Here is a 14156-nt window from a genome sequence, read left to right on the forward strand (position 1 = left end):
ATCATTCAATATTCTGCACTTGTTCTCGAATCTTTTCAATTTCATTCTTCAGGCGCAGTACCTGTTCCGTTACCTGCAAGTCCTGAGCCTTGGAGCCGATGGTGTTCGTTTCCCTGTTCATTTCCTGAATCAGGAAATCGAGTTTGCGTCCTGTATCGCCACTGGCTTCCAGAAGTCCTTTTAATTGTAACACATGACTGCGGAAGCGGACAACTTCTTCTGTAAAATCCACTTTATCCGCATACACAGCTACTTCCTGCAACAGCCGGTCCTTCTCCGGCTGGACCTGCAGCTTCTCCAGTATGGCAGTCATCTTTTTTTGTAATCGTTCTTCATAAAGCTGAATGATCTGCGGTCTGCGTTCCGCAATGGATTCGATAATATCAGACATCGTATCGGTCCGCCGCAGAAGATCTGCCTGTATATTGGCCCCTTCCCGTTCCCGCATGGTCGTCATTCCCTGCAGGGCCTGGTCCAGACTCTGACAGAATACGGGACGGCAGGCATCGGCATCGATAATGGGAGGTTCCTGGCTGAACCAATCCGTATTCAGGGATATAATATCGGAAAGTGTAACAGGCGCCCCGTCAAACAGCTTATTCTTGGCCTCTGTCAGAGCGTCCCGGCAGGCTGTCAGTGATGCGTAATCGATCTGTACCCGTGGCATTTCCGGCGCCAGATCCTGAACGGTTACAAAGACATCGACCTTGCCGCGGTGCAGCTGTTCTTTAATGCCGTTGCGGATGGTGTCTTCCAGTGCCAGATAGGCATGGGGCATCCGTATATTTAATTCCAGGAACCGCTGATTCACGGCTCTCATTTCAATGGTGACTGATATCCGCCCGTCGCTGGCCGTACCAGTACCAAATCCGGTCATACTGCGCAATATTCACGCCCTCCTTCATACATCCTGTTCAAAGCTTCATTATAGTCCATTTTTCATCATTTTACCAGATGATACAAGGGTTCATTGACAGGATACGTCCTGCTTTTGTATCAGCCGTGTCCAGGCATCGGAAACAGCGGCAAATTCATCGAGGGAAAATGTTTCTCCCCGGCGGCTGCCATCGATTCCGCTTGCTGCAAGGATCTGCTGGATATCGTCCTTGCTGACACCGGCGCCTTTAAGCGTATTGGAAAAGGTCTTGCGGCGCTGGGAAAAGGCGGCTTTGACGACCTGAAAGAAACGCTTTTCTTCCAGCACTGTCACCGGTGGCTGCTTGCGCACGTCCATGGTGACGACTGCCGATGTGACTTCCGGTGCCGGCATGAATGCCCGCGGCGGGATTTCAAAGAGAATTTCCGGTTCCGTATAATACTGGACCGATACAGAAAGGGCTCCGTAAATTTTACTTCCTGGCCGGGCCGTCATCCGTTCCGCTACTTCCTTCTGCACCATGACGACAATCCGTTCGATGGGCAGTTTCTGTTCCAGCAGTTTCATGATGATCGGCGTCGTAATATAGTACGGCAGATTAGCACAGACGGTAAAAGGTCTGTGTCCCATCGTTTCTTCTATATCAATTTTCATGATATCCCCATGGACAATGCGGACATTGGGATAGTGCTCCAGCGTTTTGTCCAGTACGGGCAAAAGGCGCGTATCCAGTTCCACTGCCGTGACAGCGGCTCCCGTTTCGGCCAGAGCCTGCGTCAGCGTCCCGATGCCGGGGCCGATTTCCAGTACGGGGCTTCCCGGTTCTAAGCCGGCCGCATTGGCAATATCGGCGACGACACTATGACGGATGAGAAAGTTCTGTCCCAGTTTTTTACTCATATGGAGGCCGAACCGCTTGACAATATAATGGACGACTTCCGGTTTGGCTAAATCAACGTCTTTCATGTTCTGTCTCCTCTTCTATCTGCTGCAGGGCATCGAACCATTCTTCCCGGCTGACACCGTAGTGATTCAGACGCCGCAAAAACTGCTTGGCATTACCGTACCCTATTCCCAGGACAGCACCCACAGCTGCCCGGCGTTCTGCCGCATCAGGTCTGCCATTGAGGCCCGCTGCCATGATATCTGCCATAGTAAAGATGTTTTCCGGCGTAAAGGTGGCACATCGTGTTTTGGAAAGAGCCAGACGGATGGCCTCAGGAGATGCCTGTTCGACTCCCAGGTCGTCATTGGCGATAGCGTCTTTCCGCGGGATGAATGCGTGTTTTGCCTTGGGGAACCGCTGACTCAGATAGCGGCGGATCCGTTCCCCGGCCTGATCCGGATCGGTTAGGATGATGATTCCCCGCTTTTCGTATGCACAGGCAATCTGCCGCAGCGTATCAGGGCGCAGGGAAAAACCATCGGTAGTAATCATATCGGCATCAATATGACTGGCACGGATACGTGCTACATCGCTGCGTCCTTCGACGATAAGAACTTCTTTTATCATACTTCCGTTCTCCTATTTATTTTCCAGAATATATCTGGCGGCGCTCAGGACAGCCAGGACATTGTGTTCAAATACGATACCTCCCTGCAGATAAATCATATACGGTTCACGGATAGGACCATCGGCTGACAATTCAATTGATGACCCCTGTACGAAATCGCCCGCTGCCATAATGATTTTATCCGCATACCCGGGCATATCGTCGGGGATAGGCGTAACATGGGCATCGACCGGCGAGAACGTCTGGATTCCCTGGGCAAAAAGGCACATGTTTTTTTCATTTTCCAGATAAATAGTCTGAATCAGGTCAGACCGCGGTTCATCAAAAGCCGGCGATACATGGAACCCGATACGGTCAAAGACAGCCGCTGCAAAGACTGCGCCTTTTATAGCCTGGGCCGTCACATGGGGAGCCATAAAGAAGCCCTGGAAAAATAAACGGTACCCATAGGCATAGGAACCGAGTTCTCCTCCCAGACCGGGAGCGGTCAGATAATCGGCAGCAGCATCGACAAGATCAGCCCGGCCTGCAATATATCCGCCTGTCGGAGCAATACCGCCGCCCGGATTTTTGATAAGAGAACCGGCCATGATATCTGCGCCAGCTTCAATCGGTTCTTCTTCCGCGGCAAATTCACCGTAACAATTATCGACAAAACAGATAGTATCGGGACTGACCGCCTTTACCGTCTTGATAATGGTCCGGATATCGGGAATCGTCAAGGTAGCCCGGGAGCTGTATCCCCGTGAACGCTGGATGAGGACCAGCCGCGGTTGTTTTTCCTGACAGGCTGTCCGGATGCCTTCCAGATCATACGCATTCTGCTTCAGCGGCACTTCTTCATATAATACGCCTTTTTCTTTGAGAGAATGAGGCGTGTAACGGGCATAGCCGATAACCCCCTGCATCGTATCATAGGGCGCGCCGATGAGGGAAATCATGCGATCGCCCTTCTGGAGCAGTGCACAAAGAACCGTAGCCAGTGTATGCGTACCGGAAACAAAGTGAGGCCGTACCAGTGCTTTTTCAGCCTTAAAGACCGTAGCAAAGACTTCATCCAGCTTTTCCCGGCCCATATCGCTATATCCATATCCCGATGTACCGGCAAACTGGTATGAAGAAATCTGTGCTTTTTTATAAGCATCGAGTACCTTCTGTGTATTGTGGAGCGCAATCGTATCGATGCGTTCAAACTGGGTGGCACAGGCGGCCATCGCTTCTTTACGTATCGTTTCCAAATCGAAAGACAACATGTCAAATCCTTTCCTGCAATGAAAAAATAAAGAAATTTATACAATAGGATGATCAGACAGCCAGTTATCCGTATCCCGGATAACGGTCGCCGCCAGTTCGTTTTCCGAGGCGTAGTCCTCTTTGGCGTACCAGTGTATGTACGGCATGCGTTTAAACCAAGTAATCTGCCGTTTGGCAAAGCGGCGCGTGCGTTTCTTGATTTCATCGGCAGCATCTGCCAGACTGATTTTCCCCCGGACGTACAATGCCAGTTCTTCATAGCCAATGGCCTTCATAGCCTGCGATTGAGGTGAAACTCCTTCATGAAGCAGACGCGCGACTTCCTCAGGCCAGCCGGCATCCAGCATCATATCGACCCGTTTTTCGATGCGGTCGTATAACACCTCTCTGGGGAGGCTGAGCCCGATGACATAGGCATCATACTGCACCTTATGTCCGTGACCGGCCCGTACAAAAGCAGGGCCTTCTCCTTTATCGATCGCCACCATCAGGCGCACCAGGCGGTGTGTATTCGCCAGCAGTTCATGCCAGTCAGGTGGCTGCCACCGGGTCTGCTCTTCAATATAACTCCGCAATTCTCCTTCTGTCATTGTCCGGATATGTTTGCGGGCCCGTTCCCGTTCGTCTTCCGTAACAGCCGACCCTTCGAAATCAAACCCTTCAAGCAACGCCTGTACATACAGGCCCGTCCCGCCAACCAGGATGGGGACTTTATGTCGTTCATTCAGGCTGCGGGCGACCTTTGCCGCCATGTCACAAAAACGGGCCGCCGAATAGGGTTCGTCCGGTCCGGCAATATCGATGAGATGATGACGGAACCGGGACAATTCATCTGCCGTCGGTTTGGCCGTACCGATATCCATTCCCTTATATATCTGATAGGCATCCCCAGAAATGAGCTCTGTACGGTAATGATCTGCCAGGTAAAAACTGAGAGCCGTCTTACCTACCGCCGTCGGGCCGGCTATTGCAATAATCTTATCCATGAATTTTCCCTTCTAAGACTGCATAACGGACGCGGCTATACCGGCCGCCCATAATCCGGGCCGATGGGAATACCTGCAGGAGAGGCTGCAGGTACCGGCCTTTGACCACGACCCGCTTCGATATATGCATCGCCCGTTCCAGTGACTCCATTGTCAGTTCTTCATGGTCCATGATAGCCCGGACCGGCTGAAACTGACAACTGGCCTGTACGGGCTGGCTGAACATAGGATCAAAATAAATGATATCATATGGTTTCTGACAATTCGCCAGATAAGTACGATAATTTTGATTGTACAACGTAATACGGCGCAATGCCTGTGTCACATCGCACGTTTCATGTACGAAATGAGAAAAGCCCCATCCGGTCACAGCAGCCATCTGAGGCACCGTTTCTAATGCGGTGACAGCAGAGCCTGCCGGCAGCCCGAATGATGCCACTATGGCATCGGCACCAAAGCCACAGGTCGCATCCAGGACTGACACAGGCCGGTCAGCGCCAAAGGCCTCCAGCAAATGATCCGGTTTTCCCTTGCGCAGCTGCTGGATCCGCAATTCGGCCATGTTCAGACTAAAAAAGTGTTTACCTTCATCCCGTTCAATGACCGGGCCCCGGCTGGTATAAATAAGCAGGTGCTCCGTCCCGTAACGCCGTCGCAGCTGCTCTACGCTCTGGCCGCGTCGTGGCACAAAGACAGCACCTATAGACGCAGCCCATGACTCTGCTTCCCCGATGAGAGTACCTTTTGCCTTGAGGGACGGCACTACATATAATCCCATCATCATGTCCGTTTGAATAATTTAGCCAGGTCGTCGGGCGTAAACCGCACAATGATAGGCCGTCCATGGGGGCATACATAAGGCTTTTCCGTATGGAATAAATCTTCTATGAGCTGCTTCATCTGCCTGATATTGAGCCGGTCCCCTGCCTTGACTGCCCCGTGGCAGGATAAATATGCCAGAGAACGGTGACGCAGCACGGCCTTGTCTGCCACGTCATTTTCATGGAGCAGGCGGCAGATATCCTGCAGCGAATCGGCAATATCACTCGTTTTTAAATCGCAGGGAACTTCTTCGACGCGGAGTGTCGTTGGACCGGCCACCGAATAGATATATCCCAGATCGGTAAAGACATCCTGCCGTTCTGTAAGGAGAATCATGTCTTCCGGATCGGCTTCTACAAATTCCGCCGTCAGCAGCTGCTGGCTTGGCATGTGTTCTACGCGATGGCAAAATGTATCATACCGTATCCGTTCATGGGCAGCATGCTGGTCGATGATATACAGATCCTGCCCCTTCTTGGCTACGATAAAGCAGTCCGCTACCTCTCCCAGAGGGATGAACACATCATCGTCTCCCTCAAAGGTAATCCGCGGCTGTACCGGATGATTCTCTGTTGCATCAGACTGTCCGCCTTCGTGTAATGCTTTTGAAAACTGCTGTTCTTCACCAGTATCAGGCAGGCGGGACGGTTTCCAGCCGTTAGAACCGGCAGATGTATGTTCATGGAGCATCCCCGATGGGGACGCCATATTCTTTTGTTCTGCAGCAGGACCTTCCACAGGTTTATTCAACGGAGAGATGGCCGCAGAACTGCTCTGTTCTTCCCGGGAAGGGCCGGTTTCAGAGAGCGTAGCCCGGTCCTGGGCCATTCCCATCGGAAAGACCTGTTGCATCCTGTCTTCCTGCGACGGAGCATGAGATTCCTCTTCTTTTGCAGCAAATAAGGGCGCATCGGAAAAAGGATTTTCCCGCACCACTTCCGGTTTCTTCGCTACAGAAGCCGGAGCCGCAATCTGCTCCGGTTTTTCCTGATCGATGAGGGCCGTTATGATACTGTGATACAGCGCCCGGTAAATCTGCTGTTCGTCGGAAAACTTGATTTCTGTTTTTGCCGGATGAACATTCACATCAATACTGGCCGGATCTACATGAAGATGCAGCATCGCAAAGGGGTACCCCGATTTGGGCAGCATCGCATGATACGCATTGTCAACAGCTTTGAACATGAGCGGGTTGTGAACGATGCGCTGGTTGACAATGCATGTCTGCCACGAACGGGAACTCTTAAGGACCGATGGCTTTCCTACGTATCCCTCAATCTGTATATTATCATGGTCGTAGGTGACAGGGAAAATTTCCCGTGCCACGCCGGCACCATAAATATTGGCAATCGTTTCTTTCAGATTGCCAAGGCCGCCTGTATGCAGTGTCGTCCGTCCATTATTGATGAATGTAAATTCAATTCCCGGCTGGGCCAGAGCCAGTTTGGTAATCATTTCACTGATTTTTGAACTTTCCGTCCGTTCGCTTTTCAAAAATTTCTTCCGCGCCGGCGTATTGTAAAAAAGATCACTGACTTCCATCGTCGTACCAGCCGCTGCTCCAGCCTGGTCTTCCGACGTAATGACGCCTCCATCGAGGACGAGGTGCACGGCAAATTCATCTTCCGGCCGCCGTGTCGTAATCTGCATATGTGAGACGGCAGCAATACTGGGAACGGCTTCGCCACGAAAGCCAAGAGAGGTAATGGCGAATATATCCTCGACCGAACTGATCTTGCTCGTGGCATGACGGATAATGCATTTGTGCGCATCTTCCCGGCTCATGCCACATCCGTTATCGGTGACGCGGATGTAGGATGCCCCGCCTGCGGCGATTTCCACCTCAATGGCACTGGCACCGGCATCGATAGCGTTTTCCACCAGTTCTTTCACGCACGAGGAAGGCCGTTCCACGACTTCCCCGGCAGCGATTTTATTGCGCGTCGCTTCGTCCAGAATATTGATGATCGAATTCAATTCCTGCCACTTCCTTCCTTAGCCTCTTTCTGCAGCGTATACAAAAAGGAAATTGCTTCAATAGGGGTCATACTCGTCACATCGACAGATAACAGATGATCGATGACCGGGCTGGTAAACAGGCTGTCTTCCACGGGAGCCTGAGTCGCAGACTGCGGGACTGCCGGAACAGAGGGCTGGACAGCTCCTTCCGCTTCCAGACCCGTCAGGATGACATCGGCCCGTTTCAGCAGCTTTTCTGGCAATCCTGCCAGCCGTGCGACGTGAAGGCCATAGCTCTTGTCCGCCCCGCCCGGTACGATACGGCGCAGGAATTTGATGCTGCGGCCCCGTTCTTTGACGGCGACGGTATAATTTTTTATTTTTTCTGATTCATCCGCCATAGCGATGAGTTCATGATAATGGGTGGCAAACAACGTCAGTGCATGAATCTGCTGCAGGCAGTATTCGATGACGGCCTGGGCAATGGACATGCCGTCAAAGGTACTCGTCCCCCGGCCGATTTCATCGAGGATCAGCAGGCTGCGGGATGTAGCATGCTTTAAAATATACGATACTTCCTTCATTTCCATCATGAATGTACTCTGACCTGTCAGAATATCATCACTGGCACCGATACGCGTAAAAATCCGGTCTACCGGGCAGATGGACGCCTCCCGGGCCGGTATAAAGGAGCCGGCCTGGGCCATGAGCACGAGAATGGCCACCTGGCGCATATACGTCGATTTGCCAGCCATATTAGGGCCGGTAATAATCAGGACTTCATGATCCCTGTGGTTGAGTGTCACATCATTGGGCACAAATAATTCATCTTTCAGATATTTTTCGATGATGGGGTGACGGCCATCGCGTATCGTGACAGACTGATCCCGGTTCAGGCCGGGACGGATATAATGATTTTCATGGGCCGCTCTGGCCAGGCTGTACAGGCAGTCGATTCGGGCAATAGCCCGGGCTGTCTGCTGCATATCCGGAATATACTTCCCGATCTGCTGCCGGATCTGGCCAAATAACTGATATTCCAGGGTCAGCATGCGTTCCTGACTGGTCAGGACTTTGACTTCAAATTCTTTTAATTCCGGCGTGATATACCGTTCGGCATTGACCAGAGTCTGTTTGCGCACATAATAATCCGGTACGGGCTTCGTATTGGCATGAGAAATTTCAAAATAATACCCAAACACCTTGGTGTAGCCGATTTTCATTTTAATGCCCGTTTTTTCTTTTTCTTTTTCTTCCAGCTCCTGCAAAAAGGCATGACTGTTGGCGGCAATGGAACGGATTTCATCCAGTTCTTCAGAAAATCCATCGCGGATGACACCACCATTACGAATGACCACACCTGGGTCATCTTTTATACCCCGGCATAATAAGTCATACACTTCCCGATGCTCTGCCACCTGGTTATTGAGGCGTTTCAATAACTCACTGCCAGCGTCATCGAGGATGTGTTTCAGCTGGGGTATGACCGACAGCGATTCCCGCAGGGCTACCATATCTTTAGGGCTGGCTGTCCCCGTTTCCACGCGGGTCAGGATCCGTTCGAAATCATAAATCCTGTCCAGTGTATCGGATAAATCCTGCCGCATGATTTCGTGACTCACCAGTTCTTCCACCGCGTCCTGACGAAGGAGGATGTCGGAGATACGCAAGAGAGGTGCTTCCAGCCATTTCCGCAGCAACCTGCCACCCATAGCCGTGTGAGTCTTATCGAGGACATCGAGAAGTGTTCCCTTCCGCCCTCCGTCGCGTACATTCTGTGTGATTTCCAGATGGCGGATGCTTGCCGCATCAATGACCAGACGCCGTTCATTATCGATACGTTCCAGGTGATTGATATGAGAAATATCAGACTGCATGACTTCGCTGACATAGGATAACAGCATGCCGATGCAGGCTGCCGCATCATGGGCGGCATCGAAATCTTCTTTTTTAAAATACGAGGCAGCCTTTTCTCCATAATCGCAGTCAGCATCTGCCTCAAAAGGCGTAACCGTGCACTGGGACATGTGGCTTTTCAAATACTGCAGCACCGTATCAATCTGCGTTCCCAGATGATAATAAATCAATTCACTGGGTTCATAGACAGAGAGGATATCAAACAAGTTATCTTCCATCGCCGTCACGGCGCATACCGACCAGAGGCATTCTCCCGTCGTCACATCCATGAGGGCAATAGACAGGAGGTCATCTTTTTCTGTCAGGCAGGCAATATAATTATTCTTTTTGGAAGCTACGGCATGTTCCAGCGTAATCGTCCCCGGCGTGATGACCTTGATGATTTTCCGCTTGACAATGCCCTTGGCCAGCTTCGGGTCTTCCATCTGTTCGCAAATGGCTACTTTATATCCTTTATGGACCAGCCGTTCTATATAAGTATCCGCCGAATGGAACGGCACACCGCACATGGGCACCCGTTCTTTATTGCCGCCGGCCCGCCCCGTCAGAGTCAGATCCAGCTCCCGTGATGCCGTCAGGGCATCGTCAAAAAACATTTCATAAAAATCGCCAAGACGGAAAAATAGTATTTTATCTTTGCATTGTTCTTTGACTTCGAGATACTGTTTCATCATCGGAGTCAGTTTTGGCGTATCAGGCAAAATATACCTCCCTTACACATTGGATTCGTGTACTATGTGGCCTTTGAGTACCCATGTCTGTCCTTTATCGACCATGACGGGTACCGTATCGCCAATGGCCGCTGAACCATCATTTTCCCAGATAATCATCTTATTACCCGTCGTACGGCCGAACCAGTGATTCATATCATTTTTCGTCGGCCCCTCTACGATGACATCATAAACGTGGTGTTCCATGGCCTGATTCTTTTTCAGACTGTACACGTTTTGCACGTCCATGAGCCGCTGCAGACGACTGCTCTTCACTTCCTGGGGAATCTGGTCTTCCATGGAGGCCGCCGGCGTACCTGTCCGCGGAGAATACATAAATGTATAAGCCATATCATACTGGCAGCGTTTCAGGAATTGGAGCGTATCCATAAACATCTCTTCTGTCTCGCCGGGGAAACCGACAATGATGTCTGTCGTCAGCACCAGATCCGGAATGCGTTTGCGGGCATACTCCACCAGATCCATATAATGATCCACTGTATAGCCGCGGTTCATTTTTTTGAGCAGGCCATCGTTTCCACACTGGATGGGAAGGTGCATATGATTGACCACTTTATGGCATTCAGCGATGGCATCGATGGCATCGTAATTCATGTCCTTGGGATGACTCGTCATATACCGGATCCGTTCGATGCCTTCTACTTCATCGACAGCCCGAAGCAGGCTGGCAAAATCGTCATGGCTGGACAGGTCTTTCCCATAGGAATTGACATTCTGGCCCAACAGAGTAATTTCTTTGTATCCTGCATCGGCAACGCGCCGGACTTCTTCCACGACAGCCTGGACCGGACGGCTGACTTCCCGGCCCCGTACGTAAGGAACGATGCAATAGGTACAGAAATTATTGCACCCGTTCATGATGGGGATCCAGGCGAAAAATTTCTGGAACCGTTTAGCCGGAAGTTCATGAAATGCCGGCTCATGCATATCTGACGCCAGATAATGTTCTTTTTTCTGTTGCCGTTCTTTAATGAGGTCGATGAGAGTGTGGATATTATGCGTCCCGATGACCAGGTCAATATGGGGAGCCCGTTTGAAAAGGCGGTCCTGCCATTCCTGTGCCATGCAGCCCGTAACGGCGATGATAAGGTCCGGATTCTGATCTTTCAAATGCTTCAGTTCACCGATTTTTCCCAGCGTCTTATCCTCAGCCGCTTCACGGACACAGCACGTATTCAATAAAATCACATCCGCCATCGAAAGCTCGTCCGTCTGATGATAGCCCAGTTCTTCCAGCTGTCCTGCATAATGTTCGGAATCGCTCTGATTCATCTGGCAGCCGTAGGTCTGGATAAAATAAAATTTCTCATTCTGCATCATACTATATTCCTCAGTTTCTTCGTATTGGATAGGGTATCTTGGATTTTTACTTTTACATTTCATAATACCACATATCAAAGACTCTGAACAGAGAAGAAAAAAATTACCGGCCCCGCTATTCTGTACTCACGGTGAAACATTCTGGGCAGGGCAGCGCACATACAGTCCCGGCAGGAGTTCTTCCGCCAGATTATGTAAGATCAGGTTGACCAGTATACAACTGATATCTGCCGCAGAAAGGCCGGTATGCATGACCAGCTGTTCCACAGGCAGTGCCTGCGATTCCTGAAGCGCTTCATAGACCTGCCGTTCCCTGTCTGGCAGCACGCAGGCTGGCTTACCTTCCTCTTTTTTCACATTCTGCCAGCCATATTCATCCAGGACATCGGCCGCACGGGTCAGAATGATAGCCCCGTTCCGCAAAAGTCCGTTCGTTCCCTGGCTCATAGTGGAAAAAATGCTGCCCGGCACGGCAAAGACATCACGGCCTTCCTCCAGGGCAAAATCAGATGTAATCAATGCCCCGCTCCGGGCAGCCGCCTCGACGACGATGACACAGCGGGCCATGCCGGCAATGATACGGTTGCGGGCCGGAAAATTACAGGCCAGCGGCTCCACGCCAAAGGAAAATTCACTGACGATGGCACCGCCGGCATCACAGATTTCCTCGAACAGGCGCCGGTTCTCCGGAGGATACGTCCTGTCAAGGCCGTTGGCAACGACAGCAATAGTCCGGCCGCCACCGCGGAGTGCACCCGTATGGGCCCGCGTATCAATGCCCCTGGCGCCGCCGCTGATAATAAAAACACCCTGCCGGGCTAATTGCTCCGACAGGGTATGGGCGGCATTCAGCCCATAAGGAGTAGCTTTACGGGCTCCGACGATGGCTGCTGTCTTGTCGTTTTCAGGCAGTATCCCCTGATAAAACAACACCGCTGGCGCGTTATATGTCTGCTTCAGTAATTCCGGATACGCCTCTTCCTGAAAGGTCACCAGCTGTACCTTCCGGGACCGGAGCAGTTTTTCCTGTCCTTCCCAGTCAAACTGGTTCCGGGCCGCGTTGATATGGCCGGCCTTCTGCACTCCCAGACCGGCAGCTTCTGCCACAGCTTCTCCGTCAGCCTGCCAGGCGTTCTGTGCGCTTCCAAACCGGGAGACGAGGCTCCGTATCCGTCTGGCTCCCATGCCTTTTATGGATTTCCAGGCTGCCATGTACCGCCGTTCTTTCATCAAATCTTCTGTCTCCACTGTATTCACATCCTTTGCAGTTTATTTCTGTAACTCAGCGCTTCGGCTACATGCTCCTGACCGATTTCGTCTGCTCCTTGCAGGTCAGCTATGGTACGGGATACTTTGATGATCCGGTCGTAACTGCGAGCACTGAGTTTGAACTTATCAAACACTTCCTGCAGGAGCTTCCGTGCCTCTTTTGTCACGATACACGTTTCCCGGATAGCCCTGTGTCCCATATGGGCATTGCAGAACATACCAAAAGGCCGTAGCCGTTCTATCTGCCGTTTCCGGGCTGCAATGACACGGCTCCGGATAACAGCAGACCCTTCCTGTGCCTTGTCGGAAACAAGCTCACGGTACAAGGGCCGTTCGACACGGACATGAAGATCAATACGGTCCAGCAAGGGGCCGGAAATCTTCCGTACGTACCGCCGGATTTCTCCCGGCGTACAGGTACAAAGCTGATCGGACCCGTAATTGCCACAGGGGCAGGGATTCATGGCAGCTACAAGCATATATTGTGCCGGGTACGTCAGTGAAGCGTGAACGCGGGCAATATGTACGACGCCGTCTTCCAGTGGCTGGCGCATGACTTCCAGTACGGAACGGGGAAATTCCGGCAGTTCATCGAGAAAAAGGACGCCGTTATGGGCCAGCGTCACTTCTCCCGGCCGCGGAATCGTGCCGCCTCCGATAAGGCCATTGACAGAAATTGTATGATGAGGACTGCGGAAAGGCCGCTCGGTAATCATGCGGTCCTGATGAAACAGTCCGGCTACGGAGTAAATTTTCGTTACCTCCAGCGACTCTTCTGTATTCATGGGAGGCAGTATGGTCGGCAGCCGTTTAGCCAGCATAGTCTTACCGGCGCCTGGCGGACCGATCATAAGTACGTTGTGTCCGCCGGCAGCAGCAATTTCCAAAGCCCTCTTGGCCAGGAACTGCCCCTGTACTTCCGAAAAGTCTATCGTATAGACCGGCCTTATTTCCTGCTGGTCCTGTGGTGGGACGGCTTCTTCCAGCCGTTTTATATCGTTCAGATGCTGTATTACCTCCCGCAGTGTGTGAACGGCATAAACAGTCAGTTTATTACATAACAGGGCTTCTGCCGCATTTTCCTCGCTGATAAATACGGTATGGAATCCCGCGGAAGCTCCTTTTAAAATCATAGAGAGCAGCCCTTTTACCGGCCGGATATGCCCATCGAGGGATAGTTCGCCGATAAACAGGCATCCTGCTGTCTTCTCTGCCCGTATCTGCCCGCTGGATACCATGATTCCGACGGCTATGGCTACGTCCAGACCAGTACTGTCTTTTTTCAGTTCTGCCGGTGCCAGATTCATGGTAATCCGCCGCATGGGAAATTCATATCCGCTGTTCTTCATAGCCGAGCGGACCCGCTCTTTCGATTCCTTGACAGACGTCGCTGCCATCCCGACGATTTCAAATCCGGGAAGTCCGTTGGCAATGTCCGTTTCTACGGTAATAATATTGCCTACCAGTCCCAGCGTCGTCGCTCCATATACACTTGCAAACATATACT

At 51.6% G+C, this 14156-nt stretch carries 11 protein-coding genes; all 11 read right to left on the reverse strand.

Annotation, left to right across the window (positions count from 1 at the left end):
* Nucleotide 1: 1 nt before the first annotated feature.
* Nucleotides 2-877 (reverse strand): YicC/YloC family endoribonuclease, encoded by an 876-nt coding sequence (locus DW949_RS08995; RefSeq protein WP_199595834.1) that lies wholly within the window; start codon nucleotides 875-877, stop codon nucleotides 2-4.
* A 90-nt stretch (nucleotides 878-967) separates the two neighbouring features.
* Nucleotides 968-1843 (reverse strand): 16S rRNA (adenine(1518)-N(6)/adenine(1519)-N(6))-dimethyltransferase RsmA, encoded by an 876-nt coding sequence (rsmA, locus tag DW949_RS09000; RefSeq protein ID WP_118022897.1) that lies wholly within the window; start codon nucleotides 1841-1843, stop codon nucleotides 968-970.
* Nucleotides 1830-2390: a ribonuclease M5 gene (gene rnmV / locus DW949_RS09005; protein WP_118022898.1), complete on the reverse strand. Its 561-nt coding sequence runs from the start codon at nucleotides 2388-2390 to the stop codon at nucleotides 1830-1832. Before rnmV ends, rsmA begins: the two co-directional genes overlap by 14 nt.
* Before the next feature lie 12 nt (nucleotides 2391-2402).
* On the reverse strand, nucleotides 2403-3644 hold the full coding sequence (locus DW949_RS09010) for a methionine gamma-lyase family protein (RefSeq protein ID WP_118022899.1): 1242 nt from the start codon (nucleotides 3642-3644) through the stop codon (nucleotides 2403-2405).
* 36 nt (nucleotides 3645-3680) lie between these two features.
* Entirely contained in the window at nucleotides 3681-4631 is a 951-nt protein-coding gene (gene miaA / locus DW949_RS09015) for a tRNA (adenosine(37)-N6)-dimethylallyltransferase MiaA (protein WP_118022900.1), read from the reverse strand.
* Nucleotides 4624-5409 (reverse strand): class I SAM-dependent methyltransferase, encoded by a 786-nt coding sequence (locus DW949_RS09020; RefSeq protein ID WP_233539549.1) that lies wholly within the window; start codon nucleotides 5407-5409, stop codon nucleotides 4624-4626. Before DW949_RS09020 ends, miaA begins: the two co-directional genes overlap by 8 nt.
* Before the next feature lie 2 nt (nucleotides 5410-5411).
* Nucleotides 5412-7430, reverse strand: a complete 2019-nt coding sequence (gene mutL, locus DW949_RS09025) for a DNA mismatch repair endonuclease MutL (protein WP_118022902.1) — start codon at nucleotides 7428-7430, stop codon at nucleotides 5412-5414.
* Nucleotides 7427-10003, reverse strand: a complete 2577-nt coding sequence (gene mutS / locus DW949_RS09030; protein ID WP_118022919.1) for a DNA mismatch repair protein MutS — start codon at nucleotides 10001-10003, stop codon at nucleotides 7427-7429. Before mutS ends, mutL begins: the two co-directional genes overlap by 4 nt.
* Nucleotides 10004-10042: 39 nt before the next feature.
* Nucleotides 10043-11380, reverse strand: coding sequence for a tRNA (N6-isopentenyl adenosine(37)-C2)-methylthiotransferase MiaB (gene miaB, locus DW949_RS09035; protein ID WP_118022903.1), 1338 nt, complete (start codon nucleotides 11378-11380; stop codon nucleotides 10043-10045).
* Between the two features lie 126 nt (nucleotides 11381-11506).
* Complete coding sequence (gene dprA, locus DW949_RS09040; RefSeq protein ID WP_233539550.1) at nucleotides 11507-12628, reverse strand: DNA-processing protein DprA; 1122 nt, start codon at nucleotides 12626-12628, stop codon at nucleotides 11507-11509.
* A 5-nt stretch (nucleotides 12629-12633) separates the two neighbouring features.
* Nucleotides 12634-14151 (reverse strand): YifB family Mg chelatase-like AAA ATPase, encoded by a 1518-nt coding sequence (locus DW949_RS09045; RefSeq protein WP_118022904.1) that lies wholly within the window; start codon nucleotides 14149-14151, stop codon nucleotides 12634-12636.
* Nucleotides 14152-14156 lie beyond the last annotated feature (5 nt).

Origin of the sequence: Megasphaera sp. AM44-1BH, assembly GCF_003467125.1 — a bacterium.
Classification (GTDB): Bacteria; Bacillota; Negativicutes; order Veillonellales; family Megasphaeraceae; genus Megasphaera.

Coding starts and splice junctions, on each gene's coding strand:
- DW949_RS08995 (WP_199595834.1), bottom strand. CDS start 877: ATGACCGGATTTGGTACTGGTACGGCCAGCGACGGGCGGATATCAGTC.
- rsmA (WP_118022897.1), bottom strand. CDS start 1,843: ATGAAAGACGTTGATTTAGCCAAACCGGAAGTCGTCCATTATATTGTC.
- rnmV (WP_118022898.1), bottom strand. CDS start 2,390: ATGATAAAAGAAGTTCTTATCGTCGAAGGACGCAGCGATGTAGCACGT.
- DW949_RS09010 (WP_118022899.1), bottom strand. CDS start 3,644: ATGTTGTCTTTCGATTTGGAAACGATACGTAAAGAAGCGATGGCCGCC.
- miaA (WP_118022900.1), bottom strand. CDS start 4,631: ATGGATAAGATTATTGCAATAGCCGGCCCGACGGCGGTAGGTAAGACG.
- DW949_RS09020 (WP_233539549.1), bottom strand. CDS start 5,409: ATGGGATTATATGTAGTGCCGTCCCTCAAGGCAAAAGGTACTCTCATC.
- mutS (WP_118022919.1), bottom strand. CDS start 10,003: ATGATGAAACAGTATCTCGAAGTCAAAGAACAATGCAAAGATAAAATA.
- miaB (WP_118022903.1), bottom strand. CDS start 11,380: ATGATGCAGAATGAGAAATTTTATTTTATCCAGACCTACGGCTGCCAG.
- DW949_RS09045 (WP_118022904.1), bottom strand. CDS start 14,151: ATGTTTGCAAGTGTATATGGAGCGACGACGCTGGGACTGGTAGGCAAT.